The sequence below is a fragment of the Sulfuriferula sp. genome, assembly GCF_054605375.1.
On the sequence record NZ_JBTSEG010000004.1, the window covers coordinates 1 to 15,620 of the forward strand.

At 54.0% G+C, this 15,620-nt stretch carries 15 protein-coding genes and 1 tRNA gene; 4 read left to right on the forward strand and 12 right to left on the reverse strand.

The features are described from left to right. The 10 genes from ACYCZJ_RS03795 to glyQ form a co-directional block, all read right to left on the reverse strand. A partial coding sequence (locus ACYCZJ_RS03795; RefSeq protein WP_461553048.1) for a ribose-phosphate pyrophosphokinase-like domain-containing protein occupies positions 1-115 on the reverse strand: 115 nt, incomplete at its 3' end. A gap of 83 nt (positions 116-198) precedes the next feature. Beyond that, positions 199-273 (reverse strand) — tRNA-Gln (locus tag ACYCZJ_RS03800). Between the two features lie 16 nt (positions 274-289). After that, a complete protein-coding gene (ispE, locus tag ACYCZJ_RS03805) occupies positions 290-1,168 on the reverse strand; it encodes a 4-(cytidine 5'-diphospho)-2-C-methyl-D-erythritol kinase (protein WP_461552892.1) in 879 nt (292 codons plus the stop codon). Then, positions 1,141-1,737 carry a lipoprotein insertase outer membrane protein LolB gene (gene lolB, locus ACYCZJ_RS03810; RefSeq protein ID WP_461552893.1) on the reverse strand — a complete coding sequence of 199 codons (597 nt, stop codon included), beginning with the start codon at positions 1,735-1,737 and terminating at the stop codon, positions 1,141-1,143. The genes ispE and lolB overlap by 28 nt, the downstream gene beginning before the upstream one ends. A 2-nt stretch (positions 1,738-1,739) precedes the next feature. Continuing rightward, positions 1,740-3,470 carry a tetratricopeptide repeat protein gene (locus ACYCZJ_RS03815; RefSeq protein WP_461552894.1) on the reverse strand — a complete coding sequence of 577 codons (1,731 nt, stop codon included), beginning with the start codon at positions 3,468-3,470 and terminating at the stop codon, positions 1,740-1,742. Between the two features lie 68 nt (positions 3,471-3,538). Next, complete coding sequence (locus ACYCZJ_RS03820) at positions 3,539-4,255, reverse strand: M48 family metallopeptidase (protein WP_461552895.1); 717 nt, start codon at positions 4,253-4,255, stop codon at positions 3,539-3,541. Then, on the reverse strand, positions 4,248-4,919 hold the full coding sequence (locus ACYCZJ_RS03825; protein WP_461552896.1) for a lysophospholipid acyltransferase family protein: 672 nt from the start codon (positions 4,917-4,919) through the stop codon (positions 4,248-4,250). The genes ACYCZJ_RS03820 and ACYCZJ_RS03825 overlap by 8 nt, the downstream gene beginning before the upstream one ends. A 38-nt stretch (positions 4,920-4,957) precedes the next feature. Continuing rightward, positions 4,958-5,494: a D-glycero-beta-D-manno-heptose 1,7-bisphosphate 7-phosphatase gene (gene gmhB / locus ACYCZJ_RS03830; protein ID WP_461552897.1), complete on the reverse strand. Its 537-nt coding sequence runs from the start codon at positions 5,492-5,494 to the stop codon at positions 4,958-4,960. Between the two features lie 9 nt (positions 5,495-5,503). Continuing rightward, on the reverse strand, positions 5,504-7,684 hold the full coding sequence (glyS, locus tag ACYCZJ_RS03835; protein ID WP_461552898.1) for a glycine--tRNA ligase subunit beta: 2,181 nt from the start codon (positions 7,682-7,684) through the stop codon (positions 5,504-5,506). Then, positions 7,681-8,604, reverse strand: a complete 924-nt coding sequence (gene glyQ / locus ACYCZJ_RS03840; RefSeq protein WP_461552899.1) for a glycine--tRNA ligase subunit alpha — start codon at positions 8,602-8,604, stop codon at positions 7,681-7,683. Before glyQ ends, glyS begins: the two co-directional genes overlap by 4 nt. A 228-nt stretch (positions 8,605-8,832) precedes the next feature. Between glyQ and ACYCZJ_RS03845 the strand changes: the two genes are divergently transcribed. Next, on the forward strand, positions 8,833-8,985 hold the full coding sequence (locus ACYCZJ_RS03845; RefSeq protein WP_461552900.1) for a hypothetical protein: 153 nt from the start codon (positions 8,833-8,835) through the stop codon (positions 8,983-8,985). A 734-nt stretch (positions 8,986-9,719) separates the two neighbouring features. Next, the gene (locus tag ACYCZJ_RS03850) at positions 9,720-12,494 is read left to right on the forward strand and encodes a DUF1631 family protein (RefSeq protein WP_461552901.1); all 2,775 of its coding nucleotides are present in this window, start codon (positions 9,720-9,722) and stop codon (positions 12,492-12,494) included. A 9-nt stretch (positions 12,495-12,503) separates the two neighbouring features. On the opposite strand, the gene ACYCZJ_RS03855 is transcribed toward ACYCZJ_RS03850, so the two are convergent. Next, positions 12,504-13,823, reverse strand: a complete 1,320-nt coding sequence (locus ACYCZJ_RS03855; RefSeq protein ID WP_461552902.1) for an ATP-binding protein — start codon at positions 13,821-13,823, stop codon at positions 12,504-12,506. Then, positions 13,820-14,536: a response regulator gene (locus ACYCZJ_RS03860; RefSeq protein WP_461552903.1), complete on the reverse strand. Its 717-nt coding sequence runs from the start codon at positions 14,534-14,536 to the stop codon at positions 13,820-13,822. Before ACYCZJ_RS03860 ends, ACYCZJ_RS03855 begins: the two co-directional genes overlap by 4 nt. A gap of 148 nt (positions 14,537-14,684) precedes the next feature. Between ACYCZJ_RS03860 and ACYCZJ_RS03865 the strand changes: the two genes are divergently transcribed. Further along, the gene (locus ACYCZJ_RS03865; protein ID WP_461552904.1) at positions 14,685-15,002 is read left to right on the forward strand and encodes a hypothetical protein; all 318 of its coding nucleotides are present in this window, start codon (positions 14,685-14,687) and stop codon (positions 15,000-15,002) included. Positions 15,003-15,051: 49 nt separating this feature from the next. Continuing rightward, positions 15,052-15,579 (forward strand): glycine zipper 2TM domain-containing protein, encoded by a 528-nt coding sequence (locus ACYCZJ_RS03870; protein ID WP_461552905.1) that lies wholly within the window; start codon positions 15,052-15,054, stop codon positions 15,577-15,579. Positions 15,580-15,620 lie beyond the last annotated feature (41 nt).

Here is a 15,620-nt window from a genome sequence, read left to right on the forward strand (position 1 = left end):
CGGAAAACCGCGCAACCGTCGCGCGCCCCAGATGTATATTAAGGTGGCGCACCACGTCTGCGGCTAGCCGGGGATTGGCATTGCCGGTAAATACCATCATGCTGTCGTACGACACAATCACCCCATCCAAAAAAACTAAAGCGTGTAACAACTCATTACACGCTTCTTGCTGGTGCCCAGAAGGGCACCGTAAAACCCTGGCAGGGGAGGTAGGGATCGAACCTACGAATGACGGGATCAAAACCCGTTGCCTTACCACTTGGCGACTCCCCTATTACTTAACGCTGCGCTACTTCGTTCCATCCACACAATCATAAAGCGGATGTTTATCCAAACCTGCAGCCACAAAACCACGCATGTCCTGCGGCATTTTCGCCAGCACATCCTGTGCTGTTTCGGCCGTTTCAAACGCAGCAAAAACACACGCGCCGGATCCACTCATTCGTGCAACGCCATACTGACCCAACCAATCCAGATGCTGCGCCACTTCCGGATAATCACGACAAACAACAGCTTGCAGGTCGTTCCGCATGCCAGATATTCTGGCTTCCGAAAAGTCGGCTATTTTGATGATTTCGCTGTCTCTTGTCAAATCCGGATGCACAAATACCGCCCGAGTCGAAACACTGACTGCGGGGATCAGCACCACATACCAAACCGGCGCCAGCGCCACCGCATGCAGCACGTCGCCGACGCCCTCGGCCAATGCGGTCTGGCCAAATACAAAAAATGGCACATCCGCTCCCAGTTTTATTGCTAATTCCTGCAGGCGTCTGCGCGATAAACCCAGCCTCCATAAACGGTTCAATCCCAATAACACACTGGCTGCATCCGAACTGCCGCCCCCTAAACCACCACCCATGGGCAGACACTTTTCCAGCCGGATATCCACGCCTAGCGCACTGCCTGTCGCTGCTTTCAACAGTTGCGCTGCGCGAATGCACAGGTCGTCAGCCTCTGACACCCCTGCCAGCGCTTGCTGGCGAACGATGCGCCCGTCTTCACGCACGTCCAGATGCAGCGTATCGCCGTAATCAATCATGCGAAACAGCGTCTGCAACAAATGGTAGCCATCCGCACGCCGACCTATTACATGCAGGAACAGATTGAGTTTTGCCGGTGCAGGGCATACCAGCGTCTTCATTGCGGCGCGGCTTTCAATATCCATTGATCCATCACCAGACGGATTTCCAGGCCGTCACGCTGCAAGGTCATTTTGCGTGGCAAGCCTTGCCCATCGACCGTTTGCCAAGCGCTGTAATTCACCCGCCACCCATCCTGCATGAGCTGCGTAGGGTATTGTTGCGCATTGCGGTCGGCGTGATATGGCAGCGAGGGTACGGGTTGCCCAACCACCCAGTAACTCAGGCCGGAGAGCGGCAAACGCCATCCCAGCATGTCCTGAGTAAGTATTTCCGCATTCGCGGCGCGATGAACTTTATGCGCCTGATCAATCAGAGTCACGCCATCGGCATCACGGGTAATCTGGGTAACTGTCTGGCCCAGCGGTGAGAGTATAGTAATGTTGTCCCGATCCGGACGATGTTGCCAACGCAGACTACCCGAGGATGACTGATCCTTGTATTTCACCGCAATCCTGCCGGAGAGCTCGAATACAGGAGGCGCCTGGCTTGCCACCGGCGCCGCAGCTTCTGGTGGTAGTGTGGCGCAACCAGCCAGGCCGAATATAAAAAAAATGCTGGCGGGCGTGCGCCAGCATTGCCTGATAGAACGCATGTTCAAGGTTTCTTGTATTTTTGCATCACATCCAGCAGCGCCTGATTTTGCGGGCTACTGTCCAGCGCTGTTTGCCATAGCTTGCGCGCCTCATCCCGGTTGCCTTTGGCCCATAGCACTTCGCCCAGATGCGCCGCTATTTCCGGGTCCTTGCGTTGCGCAAATGCGCGCTGCAGATAGTCCAGCGACTTGTCCAGATTACCCTGACGGTACTGCGCCCAGCCCATGCTATCGAGGATGAATGCATCGTTTGGCGCCAGTTTCAAGGCATGCTCCAGCAGCTTCACTGCCTCATCAAGCCGGTTTGTGCGATCTGCCAATGTATAACCCAGGGCATTGTAGGCCTGCGCATAGTCAGGCTTGATCTGAATCAGATGACGCAGGTCTTTTTCCAGCACATCAAGCTTATTGACACGTTCGGCCGCCATTGCATGGTCATACAATAGTTCCGGCGAATCCGGCCGGGTTGCCAACGCCTTGCCAAGCAACTCGTATACACCCTTGTAATCCTTGGTTTCTCGCAGCAATTGTGCGTCTGCTTCGATCAGCTGTATTTTGTCAGCCTCGCCATCCACCTTCAGGTTATGCAGATAGGCGCGGGCTTCGGTCATTTTTCCTTGTTTCGCCAGCAAACCAGCGTAATGGATTTGTGCCGAAACATAATGCGCGCCCGGTGCGACCGATTGGTACCATTTGGCAGCCTGGTCATATTGCTTGCGTATCTCGGCTATCTGGCCCAGATAAATTTGGGCTGCGCCTACATCTGCCTGGTTCGATTTCAGCATGTTTTTGAACACACTCTCGGCGCTATCAAGGTCATTCAACTGCAATGACAGTAGTCCAATCGCCATGCCAAGTTCAGGATTGCCCGGCACCTCTTTTTCCAGCCGCTGAAACTCGTCCCGAGCCGCCGCATACTGATTCTGTCCAACCAGTAGCCGTGCATAAACCAGGCGCACCTCCTTGGCTTCAGGGTATTGCTTGAGAAAGTTTTGCAAAAATGCAGTGCCGTCCGCCTTGTTCGTGCGGTTAACCAGCTGAAACTGGAACAGTGCAGCCAGTTCCCAACCCGGCTTGAGCTTGGCCGCCGTTTCAATCTCGCTCATAGCCACATCGTAATGACTCGCGTTGGCTGCTGCCTGGGCAATCGCAAAATGCGCTTCTGGCATATCCGGGTAAGGCGCGGCTAAGCTTTTGACCAGCTCCAAGGCTGCCTGCTTGTCTTTCTGGTGCGACAGCAAGGAACCAAGGTGCATGAAACCGGTACCTGCATTGTCTCCTTCTGCGGAAATCAGCTTCTCCAGATGCGGACGGGCCTCATTAAGCTTGCCATCGTTCACCAGCAATGCCGCCAGGGATTTTTGCGCATTCAATGAATCGGGTTGCGTGTCCAGCCAGATATTGGCCGCCGCCTGCGCAGCAGCCGCACGATGCGCGAACATCGCCACTTCAGTCGCCCGCTGGGCAATCCGCGGGTCGCGCGTAGTCTTGGCAAGATCCAGATAGGCTTCGCTGGCCACCCCGTAATCGCCGCGTTGACCGGCGATTTCCGCCACCAGAAACTCGTACAGCAGCTGGCTGGTCAACTCCACCTTGGGAAGCGTCATTGCCGCTGTAGACTTGGCTGCCTTAACCGCCTTGGCGGGCACAGCTTGCTCAGCATAAGCAGGAAATTGGATGCCAAACGCCAAGCACAGGCCCGCGGCAGCAAGATAAAACGGTATCGGACGCATGATCGCTCCAGGTTAAGTTATATTTTTAGAGATTGTAGTTGAAATTAAGTTGCATATTGGCTGCCCGCTCAAAAACGATGATAGGACTGGCCTTGCTGATGCAACATCGCGCGCGCGGTAGCAAAATCGGGATATAGCCGGGCCACTTCCCGCCAAAATGCCGGAGAGTGGTCAAGATGCGCGAGGTGCGCCAGTTCGTGCGCCAGCACATAATCAATTTGAGCATCTGGCGCTTGGATCAGACGCCAGTTGAGCCGTACTACCCCGGCACGCGTACAACTTCCCCAGCGGGTCTGTGCGTTGCTGATGAGAAAATCAGCAGGCACACGACGCAACAAAGGTAAAAAGGTCTGCAAGCGCGCCTGAAAATAAACCAGAGCGGCACTCCGGTACCAGTTCAACACCGCCTCTTGCACCGTGCTACCCGGCTTGATCGGCAGCCAGAGCCGCTGGTCTTGCATCTTGCCCAAACCATCAGGGGCCAGGCTGCATAAGCGCAATTGACTCCCCCGATAGGGGAGCAGCATCCCTTCATGCCAGTTGATTACCGGTGCCGGCACGGACTTGGCTGCGTCGAGATGGACACGTAGCCAATCGGCCTTGTACAGGATGAAACGCTCCACTTCGGTGAGCGGCAGACGCCAGGGCGCATTGACCGACAGGCCACTGCCTTTGATAGTCAGCGCCAGCGTGCGGCGCGCATTGCTGCGTTTCAAGATATAGTCAAGCCGTGCGCCATTCAGGCTGACACTACGTGTTTCGCAGCTACGGCGCAGTTCAGGCATAGCCTTGCAGTTGCTGCATTTCGGCTTCTATCCAGGTTTTCACCTGCTCATTGAGGGCATCCGGCTTCATGCCGGTTGCATCGATGACAGGCCCGATACTCAATGTAATCAGGCCGGGGCGCTTGAGAAAGGAATTTTTCGGCCAGAATTCGCCGGCATTGTGGGCCACAGGCACTACCAAAGCATTTACATGGCTGGCCAACCATGACCCGCCGATGCCATAACGGCCGATTTCACCTGGTGCCATGCGTGTGCCTTCCGGAAATATCATGACGCCGAAACCTTCAGCCAACCGCACACGCCCCTGTTCCACAATTTGTTTGAGTGCGGCACGCCCTTCAGCACGGTTAATGGCAATGGGTGACAACATCGCCATGCCCCAGCCGAAAAACGGCACCCACAGCAGTTCGCGTTTGATCACTATCGCCATCGGCGGCAGCAATACCGGCAGCGCGATGGTCTCCCAGGCGGATTGGTGTTTGGCCATCACTACCGCAGGCGTCCCGGGCAGATTTTCCAGGCCGATTACACGATAACGGATGCCGCAGATCACTGCGGCCAGCCACACCACGATCCGGTTCCACAACGTAATGGTGCGGTAGCGGATGCGCGCGGAAAATGGAAATGTAAACAGCGCAATGACAGAAAATATTACTGTTAGCACAGTTTGTAACACAGCAAAGAGCGCCGAACGCAGTACGATCATTGTGCAAGCAAGTGAGTAACCACTTCGGCCAGATCAGCAAAAACGACGGTGCCTTCAGGCAGGTTTCCGGCGTTAAATGTAGCCGCGCCTTTGCCGGTCTTGACCAGTATCGGGGCGGCACCGACGGCTGCCGCGGCTTGCAGATCACGCAAACTGTCTCCTACGGCCGGGATGGTCGACAATTGCACATTAAACCGCGCCGCCATATCCAGGAACATGCCCGGCAATGGTTTACGACACGCGCATTTTGAATCAGCGGCATGCGGGCAATAAAACAGCGCATCGATCCGCCCACCCGCTTGCGACAACTCCTTATGCATCTTGATATGGATGGCATTGAGCATGGCCATATCAAATAGCCCGCGCCCTATCCCCGATTGATTGGTTGCCACGGCAACCCGATAACCTGCCTGATTGAGGCGAGCTATCGCCTCCAGGCTACCTGGAATGGGCTTCCATTCGTCCGGCGACTTGATGAATTGATCGGAATCCACGTTAATGACGCCGTCTCGGTCGAGAATAATGAGCTTCATGACATGAGTTTAAGCGGCGAGCCGGGAAATGTCAGCTACCCGGTTCATGGTCTGGTGCAACTGGTTCAGCAGCGCCAGCCGATTCGCCTTGAGGGCGGGATCGTCGGCGTTGACCATCACACTATCGAAGAAAGCGTCGACCGGTATTTTTAGTGCAGCCAGCGCTTGCAATGAGGGGGTGTAATCCCCAGCCTCAAACGCCGCATCAGCCTTAGGTTTGATTTGCGCCAGCGACTCAAACAGCACAGTTTCTGCAGGCTCTTTGAATAGCGCTGTATTGACCTCAACCGGCACTTCGCCCTCCACTTTCTTGAGGATATTACCCACGCGTTTGTTAGCGGCGGCCAGGCTTGCTGCCTCAGGCAACGCAGCAAACGCATGCACGGCAGCCAGACGCTTTGTAACATCGCCCAGGTTTTGCGGACGTAGTGCCAACACCGCATCTATCTCCTGCGGGCTATAGCCTTGTTCACGCAACAAACCAGCTAGGCGATCGTAGATAAAGTCCATGACCAGCCTCTTGGTGTTCGGGCCAAGTTGGTGCTCTGAGTAACCTGTTGCCGAGTTTTTGCCTTTCACCTCCTCATGTATACGTTCAGACCAGAACTCTTGAATCTCCTTTTTTTCAAAAACCTGAACGGCGGTGCTGATTAAATCATCCAACTGGAGTGGCAGTTCCCGTTCCACCAGCATACGGATCACGCCCAGTGCATGACGGCGCAACGCGAAAGGGTCTTTATCTCCCGTCGGTATCTCCCCGATGCCGAACATGCCCACCAGCGTTTCCAATTTGTCGGCCAGCGCAACGCACACGCCCACTTGATTGCGTGGCAGTTCATCGCCCGCAAAGCGGGGCTTGTAGTGATCCTCGATGGCAAAAGCGATGTCGTCGGCCAGCCCATCGTGCTGCGCGTAATAACGGCCCATGATGCCTTGCAACTCTGGAAACTCTCCCACCATGTCGGTGAGAAGGTCGGCTTTGGCCAGTTGCGCGGCTGGGTCGACCATTAGCGATGGATCACGTAACTGATGCGTGATGTTGCGGGCAATTGACCGCACCCGCTCGACCCGTTCGCCCTGGGTACCCAGCTTGTTGTGGTAAACAACTTTAGCCAGCCCCGCCACGCGCGAATCCAGCGTCTTCTTGCGATCCTGGTCGAAGAAGAACTTGGCATCGGCTAGGCGCGGACGCACTACACGCTCGTTGCCGCCGATGACGGCGCTAATATCGGCTGGACTGATGTTGGAGACGATAAGGAATTTATTGGTGAGCTTGCCTGCCGCATCCAGTAATGGAAAATATTTCTGGTTCGCCTTCATGGTCAAAATCAGGCATTCCTGCGGCACATCAAGGAAAGCCTGGTCGAATTTCCCGAGCAAGACATTCGGGCGCTCAACCAACGCAGTTACCTCATCCAGAAGCGCGTCGTCTTCAATGGGTTTCAAGCCATGCTGCGCGGTCAGGGCGTCGAACTGGCGCACTATTTCAGCCCGGCGCTCGGCAAAACTGGCAATTACAGCGCCTTCGTTTAGCAGTTGTTCCGCATAACTGTCTGCATCCCGGATGACCACCGGATTGGCACTGGCTTCGAAGCGGTGGCCTTGGGTTTCGCGTCCGGCGCTCAACCCCAACACGCTAACCGGCACAACATCCGCGCCATGCAGCGCCACCAACCCGTGAACTGGTCGCACGAAGCTGACGCTGGTCCAGCCATCAGCCAGCTGGTAGCTCATTAGCTTGGGAATCGGCAGCTTTGCCATGGCCGTTTCCAGCGCGGCCTGCACGCCATCCACGAGCACGGTACCGGGGGCAATACTGTCGTAGAACAAAGCTTCGTTTTTGCCGTCAGCCGCACGTCTGAGTTGCGGCACCACCGAGGCAGCAACCCCCAATGCGGATAAACGCTTGATTAGGGCGGGCGTCGCATTCCCTGCCGCGTCCAGCCCTACGCTCACCGGCATCAGCTTGTGCGAAACGGGTTTGTCCGGCGCGCGGGCAACCACTTCCGATACCCGCACAGCCAATCGACGCGGTGTTGCGAAAATGGTAACGGCTGCATTTGCGGCAGCCAATCCTTGCGATTTAAGACTGTCCGCCAGAAGCGTGGCAAAAGCTTCACCCAGTTTTTTCAGCGACTTGGGCGGCAATTCCTCTACGAATAATTCAATCAGTAAATGTTGTGCGTTCATGCCGCTGCCACTTTCTTTTCCATTTGTGCCAGGGTTTCATCCGCCCATGCACGCGGCGCCATAGGAAAACCCAGGCGCGCGCGGCTATCCAGATAGTTTTTTGCTACGCTGCGCGCAAGGTTACGGATGCGGCCAATATAAGCAGCGCGTTCGGTCACTGAAATCGCGCCGCGCGCGTCCAGCAGGTTGAACGTATGCGCGGCTTTCAGCACTTGTTCGTATGCTGGCAGCGACAATTGCGCTTCCATGAGTTCCTGCGCTTTTTGCTCGTGGCTGCCAAATGCGGTCAGCAGAAATTCCACATCGCTGTGCTCGAAGTTATAGGTGGACTGCTCGACTTCGTTCTGATGATATACATCGCGATAACTGAGCCCCCCGGTCCAGGTCAGGTCGTACACGCTTTCCACGCCTTGCAGATACATGGCGAGACGTTCCAGACCATAAGTGATCTCGCCGGTGATGGGCTTGCAGTCGATGCCGCCGACCTGCTGAAAATACGTGAACTGCGTCACTTCCATGCCGTTCAGCCATACCTCCCAGCCCAGGCCCCAGGCACCCAATGTAGGATTTTCCCAGTCGTCCTCGACAAAGCGTACGTCGTTCTGCTTCAGGTCGAAGCCCAGCGCTTCCAGCGAACCCAGATACAACTCCAGAATATTTTCGGGTGCGGGTTTGAGTACCACCTGAAATTGATAGTAGTGCTGCAAGCGGTTGGGATTTTCGCCATAGCGACCATCTTTGGGACGACGCGATGGCTGGACATAGGCCGCTTTCCATGGCTCGGGACCGAGTGCGCGCAGAAATGTCGCCGTGTGACTGGTGCCCGCACCCACCTCCATATCGTAAGCCTGCAACAACGCGCAGCCCTGTTTGGCCCAGTATTGCTGCAACGTGAGAATGATTTCCTGAAAAGTCAGCATGGGGCGTGCATTTTTTATTAAAAGCGGGATTTTACTTCGTTTGCGTCCAAATTGCGCTGACGATGGTATGGCAAGCTGACGAAAACACGACAGGATTGTCTACAGTTCCGCGCAATCCATCCCTGCTCAGCGCCATTACAACTGCATGAACCGCCATAAACAGGACATCTCGCCAACCACCGCCCACAGGCACGGCGATTGCATTGATAGCTGTAAAGGGCTTCTACCATGACTATGCAGCTATCCGACAAAATCACTATTCAATTTGCGCCCACCCAGGCGCTGTTTGAATTTTTCAAGGCCAAGACCAACCGCACCCGGATGGTGTGTGTCAGTTTATTGTTTCTGGAAGTAAAAATACTCAAGCAGCGTCCCTGGTAGGGCGACGTACCCTCTCTGCCACAAAGCATCGTGGCAGATTTTTGCCCCCGTGTTCGCACGGGGGTTTTTTTTAAGGTGTCCGATATTGAAAACGCCACACCAATAGCCATTGGTTCGATTCCACTATTTAAATATAGCGCTGTCCATATTTGATTTCGCTTGGTACCGTAGACAGGCAGCGCTTTCAGACTACAGGCGAAAAGCTGGCAAATTACTGCCCCACATTGGAAATATGGACATAAGAAATGAAAACACGATTAGACATCCATGTAACAGGAGAAAGATAAGTGACTGCTGAGCAGCTATTTTGCTACGGATGTGCCCGGCATTACCCAGCTGGTACCGACGGTGCGCGCATTGCCGATTCAAAAGGCAATGTACGCTGGTGTTGCCGTAAATGCGCAAATGCCAAGACGGAAGCAGCGCGAACCAAAGGGTGCCGTATCGGGGTTCGTAAAAAATAAAAGGCTTATTTTTCACTGAAAATTCCCAATACTTAGCAACAAACTCAATTAATATCAATAAATTACAGATATTCATCTTACAATAGCCCATGATTTTCAGAGCTGCAAAATCTCGAACTGACTTACTTTGCGCGAAGATTCTGGCAACCAGAAAAATAAAAAAAAACCGTCCCTGTCTGTTAAATTTCAGGCACTACGCAGTTAAATTGGCTTTAATTAAAAAATGGGACAGATTCAGGTCTGTGTTATCTCGATTAGAAGGGTAGGGTCATGACCGATCCAAAAGAGCTGTTGATTGCTGCAAAGATAGAGTTTTTGCAAGCATATTTGAGTGCATTTGACCAATTCCTTCCTCTCAGTATTGAAAATGCATTCAAAAAGGCAGACAACAGCCGGTCTTCATTAGAACAGAGTCATTATTTCACTGTGCATGCAGTATTGCGCGGGCGCCATGTCGAACTCAGGCAACACCTGAACGACAGTATGGATAAATTGCTTAATCGCAGCATGCAAACGGCTTACAGCACGTTCCGTCCGGCTTTTTCGCAGCCGGGTCAGGAAAATACACTGTCTCTGGTAGAAACCTCTGTATTTGAAGGTGAATTGCAGCTGGTCAAATATACCGACCGTTTTCGCAATGAAGCCGCAGAACAGCTGCGCGACCTGAATATCCGGGTTGCCTTGTTGTTCGGCCAGGATGACATCAAGGAACGGGAAGGCCCGTTTCGGCCTTATCTCGTTTCACGATCGCTTGCCGATGCGGCTGAAAATATGGGCTTGCCAAATGAGTTAACACACGTGCTGACGCAGTTATTGGCCACCGGGATGGAAGGTTCTATCGATGGCATTTATGCCAGTGTGAATGCGTTCCTGGCACAAAACGGCATTGCGGCCGAACTGCCGCTTCGAATCAAGAAATCACCCAGCGAAACCAGGCGAGTCAACCTGGCGGATCACGAAATAATTCTGGATGATGGTACAGAAGCAGCATCATCGTCTGCTGGCTACCATGGAAGCTCCCCTTCGGGTATGGATCAGGCAGCCCGTAGAAATGTATCCGTTCCTCCATCAGCGCAGCGCGTGGAACAGTTTCCACAAACCATCAAAAGCATGGCAAACGCCGCATCAAACCAGCATGCAACACAACAAGCATTCCAAAAACCTGGCGCCGACATTTCCAACACCAACAACATTGGCGATGGAGGAAATCCATCCACGGGGACAAATCAACCCGCCAGTCAGGGGATTTCGGCGGGCACGCATGAACAAAAAGTTGATCAGCTGTTAAGCATGGTAAAGCGCTATAGCGATAAGGCGTCCGGGCTTAGCAACGCACCTGGATCGAACGCTGAGACCCCGCAGATGGGTAGCACGGAGACGACAAAGCAGGCACACGCCAACGATCCCGCGGCAACCGGTTGGTTAAGCGGCGCCCAGAAAGTAGGCCAGGTACTACGCAAGTTTTTGGGTAATCACGAGACACCCGCAAGCACATCAAATGCATCCAAATCCTATACACCCCCTACGGCCCCCCGAGTACTAACGGTTCAGCTGGCGCAATCAATAGACACACTTCTGCAAGAACAAACCCCCGCTACAGCCGACATGCTGGGCAGTAACGGCGAGGTGCGCAACCTGATTCTGGAGCAACGCGCCAAGCTTGGTGAACAGACTCAGGAAATCGATGAGCAAATGACCATTGATGTGGTCGCCATGCTGTTCGAGTTCATTTTACGTGACAACCAGGTACCGTCAGAAGTACGCGCACAGCTGGGCAGATTACAGTTTCTGGTGTTGAAGCTGGCGCTACGCGACCCTTCTTTACTGACTCAAAAAGGCCATCCAGTCCGGGTACTGATCAACCGTATAGGCACCATTTCCGTTGGGTTAAAGCAATTAGACCCGGACAGCGTCAGGATGAGCGCGGAAATCTGTCTGATCGTGGAAACGCTGTTGAACGAGGCAGTGGATAACCTGGACACGTTTGCCTCCTTGTTCGCTAAATTGCTGGATGATTTTGATGCGTTTGTGGCAGCAGAACTGCGCAGCAAAGATGAAAAATTGAATCGCGCAGTTGAAGCAATTGAGAATGTGCAAAGCCGGACGTTACGATTTACCCACATCTGGGCACAAATGGCGGAAACATTGGCGGGCCTTACGCTCGACACCTATCTGCACAATTTCCTGTCGAACACATGGGTACTGGTAATCGAGCGTGCCGAAAGCACGAATGCGATGCACACGGAACGATTTCGATCACTGGTCCCCGATCTGGTGTGGAGCATCATACCCAAGGTGGATGAGTTTGACCGTCAGGAAATGTCGGTAATATTGCCCATCATGATTCGTAACCTGCGCGAAGGGCTGGCGCTGATTGCCTGGCCGGAAAAGCAAGAGAAAGAATTGTTTGACTGGTTATTTGATGCGCATACGCGCGCATTGCGTTCAATCAACAAGTCTTTTCAAATACCGTCCCTGCCCGTGATGCACAAATCCTTCGAGCACCTGGTTAAAAATGTGCCTGTTGAGCAGTTGCCGACAACGGAAAACGTGCAACGTGCCGCTGAGGTCGCCTTGTTGGATGGGATCATCAAGCAGCTGGATGCGGATATTTTATCGTTTGATTCTGATTTCGACCAGGCAGAAGAGCCCGCTGACGCTACCAATGCAACAGCCAACACCGACAGCATCGACCCCGCTACACACGAAGCGCAAACTCAATTTGACGATAGCATTACCGAACGTCTTCATAGTGGCATTTTCATCGAGATAAAATTAAGCAAAACACCGAGCCGCGCCCGTTTAAGCTGGGTGAGTGCAGATGCATCCAACTTGATATTAAGCCTGGATGAACAAAGTTCGCCGATCCTGATGCGTCTGAATGTATTCCGGCGACTGGTGAAAAATCAGCGTGTACGATTCATTGAGGATCAGCCACTTTTCGAGCGGGCGGTACAATCGCTGCTGGATTCTGCAGAACAAATGGATCAGGTTGAAAGTGCTGATGAAACAATAAAGCAAAGGCTTGAATTTGAACGCGCGTAGAACAGCGCGCTATGGCACGGCAATGGAAGATACAGTCGGGATATGCACTTCAGCACTCAAGCCTCCACCTGTGCGCGGCAATAACAGGACTTGCCAATGATTGGCTTGTGCAAGCTGCTGCGCGATAGCCAAACCCAAGCCACTACCACCGGTTGCTTTGTTACGTGAAGTTTCCAGGCGGTAGAACGGACGAAATACTGCCTCGATCTGATCTGGCGGAATGCCCGGACCACGATCCATAATTCTAATCAGCGCCTCTCTGGCTGTGCATACACATTCCAGCGTAACCGGTTTATTGTCACCATAACGTAGCGCGTTCTCAATCAGGTTCGATAACACCCGACGCAAGGAATTGGGGCCTGCTGTAGCGATACAGGTATGTGATGCGCTCCATTCCACCTTTCCTCCGCTACGGCGGGCATCTTCGGCCAGTTCGTCCAGCAATGCACGGAGATCAAGCTTTTGTACTGACTCTGCCTGCAAGCCCCGCGACAGTTCAAGAAAGCTGCCAATCAGGCGGTTCATTTCTTCCAGGTCGTGCTCAATTTGCCCGATCAAGCGTGCATCAGCATCTTGCGGCAACATGGCCAGAGCCAGCCGCATGCGTGCGATAGGCGTACGCAAATCATGTGATATGCCGGCCAGCAGAGTCGTGCGATTGGCCAGCAAAGCCTGGACTTCATTGGCCATGAGGTTGAAGGCTCGGGTCAGCGAAGCCAGCTCCGTAGCACCCGATTCCGGCAGCGGCTGCGGCATTTGTCCTTGCCCCACTTCGCCTGCCGCCGCACCCAGCCGCACCAGCGTACGACTGATGCGCCGCACCATGACCATGGCAGTCAGCCAGGTCAACAAGGCGCCCAGACTCACCAGGCCAACAGCAGCCAGGGGCGATTGCACGCCATAGCGGTCACGCTCGAATCCAATACGGATAAGGTGTCCGCCCATACGCATTTCCGCCCAGACCCAACCATTTTCACCCGCTTTTAGCAAAATATCCTGCCCGGTGCGCCGGGTAAGCGATTGTTCGATATAGTGACTATTCAGAAAACTGTCGGCCCGCTCTTCCAGCGGCGCATCCACGCGCTTGATGAGCAAGTGATGATGCACAGCGAGCTCCCGCTCAAAATAAGGCCGTGTTTCCGGCGGCAATTCCACCCAGGTCTGAACCGACAACACCATCAATCCCGCCAGATCGTCGGCCGAACGTAGCGCCATTGGCTTCAGGATTGTAAGTGCCACCACTGCCAGCGCGGCAATCTGAAACACCAGAAATGCCAGCCCGAGAATCGTCGCAGTGCGTCCGAACAGCGAAGCCGGCAACAGCCTCATGCAGCGGCGCCTTTGGGCGCAAACAGATAACCTTGTCCCCAAACCGTACGGATGAATACCGGATTGCCCGGATCGGGTTCAATTTTGCGCCGCAGACGGGTAACGCGTACATCGATGCTGCGATCAAATGGATCACGCTCGTAGCCTTTGATCATATCCATCAGGCTGTCACGAGTGAGGACACGATTGGGATGTTCGACAAAGATACGCAGAATGGCGAATTCGGCGGTGGTGATCGGTATTTCTTCGCTGTCACGCAACAGTCGCTGGGCATCCATGTCCAGACTGAATGGGCCGAAGCTGGCAATACTGTTGATGGCTGCTTCTGCGGTAGCAGTCCCCTGCTTGCGGCGCAACACAGCACGTATACGCGCCAGCAATTCGCGCGGATTGAAGGGTTTGGGCATGTAATCGTCTGCACCCACTTCCAGCCCGACTATACGATCAATATCCTCGCCTCGCGCTGACAGCATAATGATCGGTAGTGCCGTGCTGGCACGCAGCCTGCGCGCAATCGACAGGCCGTCTTCGCCAGGCAACATCAAATCCAGGATCACCAGATGCGGCTCTATCCGGCTCAGTGCCTCATCCATTTCCCTGCCATCTGCTACACAGGTTACTGTATAGCCCTGACTGACAAGGTATTGTTCCAGCAACGTGCGCAGGCCGGCGTCGTCATCCACGACCAGAATGTGTTCTTGGTTATTTTCCATGTCGCCAATATACAGCCGTCACGAGTGATTTAGCTACCCGGTTACACACTGTTACAGTTTTATGCCGATTGGAAATGTTTTTGCAAGCTCTATCGTCCATAGTGCAACTGTGGATTCGGAAACACCATTACGCGCAAAGGAGCCAACCATGAAAATACGTAACCTTATTCCCATTGTTTTTTTTGGTATTTTTCTCGGCAGTGTTGCGCCCGTATTTGCCGAACCTGCTTTTAACATCATACCCGCCATGAATAACGTCATGCCGCTTCTGCTGGCAAGCCGCGATGACGGCAATGATGCGCGTGACAACGGCCGTGATCGTGCCGAACAACGGGGCGACGGAGGTAATCGCAGACAGCAGAATGAAGTGCGGCGTGATGATCGTCCGGGCCGTTTTGGCTACGGCTTCGAACGCCGCCAGGAGCGCGGCCAGCAAACCGGGAACGATGGCCGTGGGCGTCAGTAGCGCCGCGTTTGGCCGATCCATGTCACACCAGCATATGAGGAGAACCGTCATGCATTCCCAAAAAACCATCGTATCTGCCCTGTTACTGACAGCGACTGCCAGCATTGCGCAGGCTGATCCGGGTATGAACTTTACCGATCGCGCTCAAGTGGTCTCCTCGACTCCCGTCTATCAACAGATAAACGAGCCGCATCGCGAGTGCTGGACCGAAACTGTCGGGGGTGAATACCGCAATGAAAACCGCTCGTATGGGGGGGCCATTGTCGGGGGCTTGATAGGTGGTTTGCTCGGCAATACCGTAGGCAAGGGTAATGGGCGTACGGCAGCGACAGCAGTGGGCGCGGTCACCGGCGCTATGGTGGGTGACAATATCAGCAACCGCGACAACTATGGCTACCAGCCACGTCAGGTTGAGCGCTGCCGGGTACAGGACAATTACCGCCAGGTAGTATCAGGCTACAACGTGGTGTACCGTTATCGTGGCCGCGACTTTACCACGACGCTGCCTTACGATCCGGGTAATACACTTGATCTCAATGTCAGTGCAACCGTGGCGCAGAATCAGGGCAATTACTGATAATCACAACGGTACCGCAATCACATTTAACCGCAACCAGG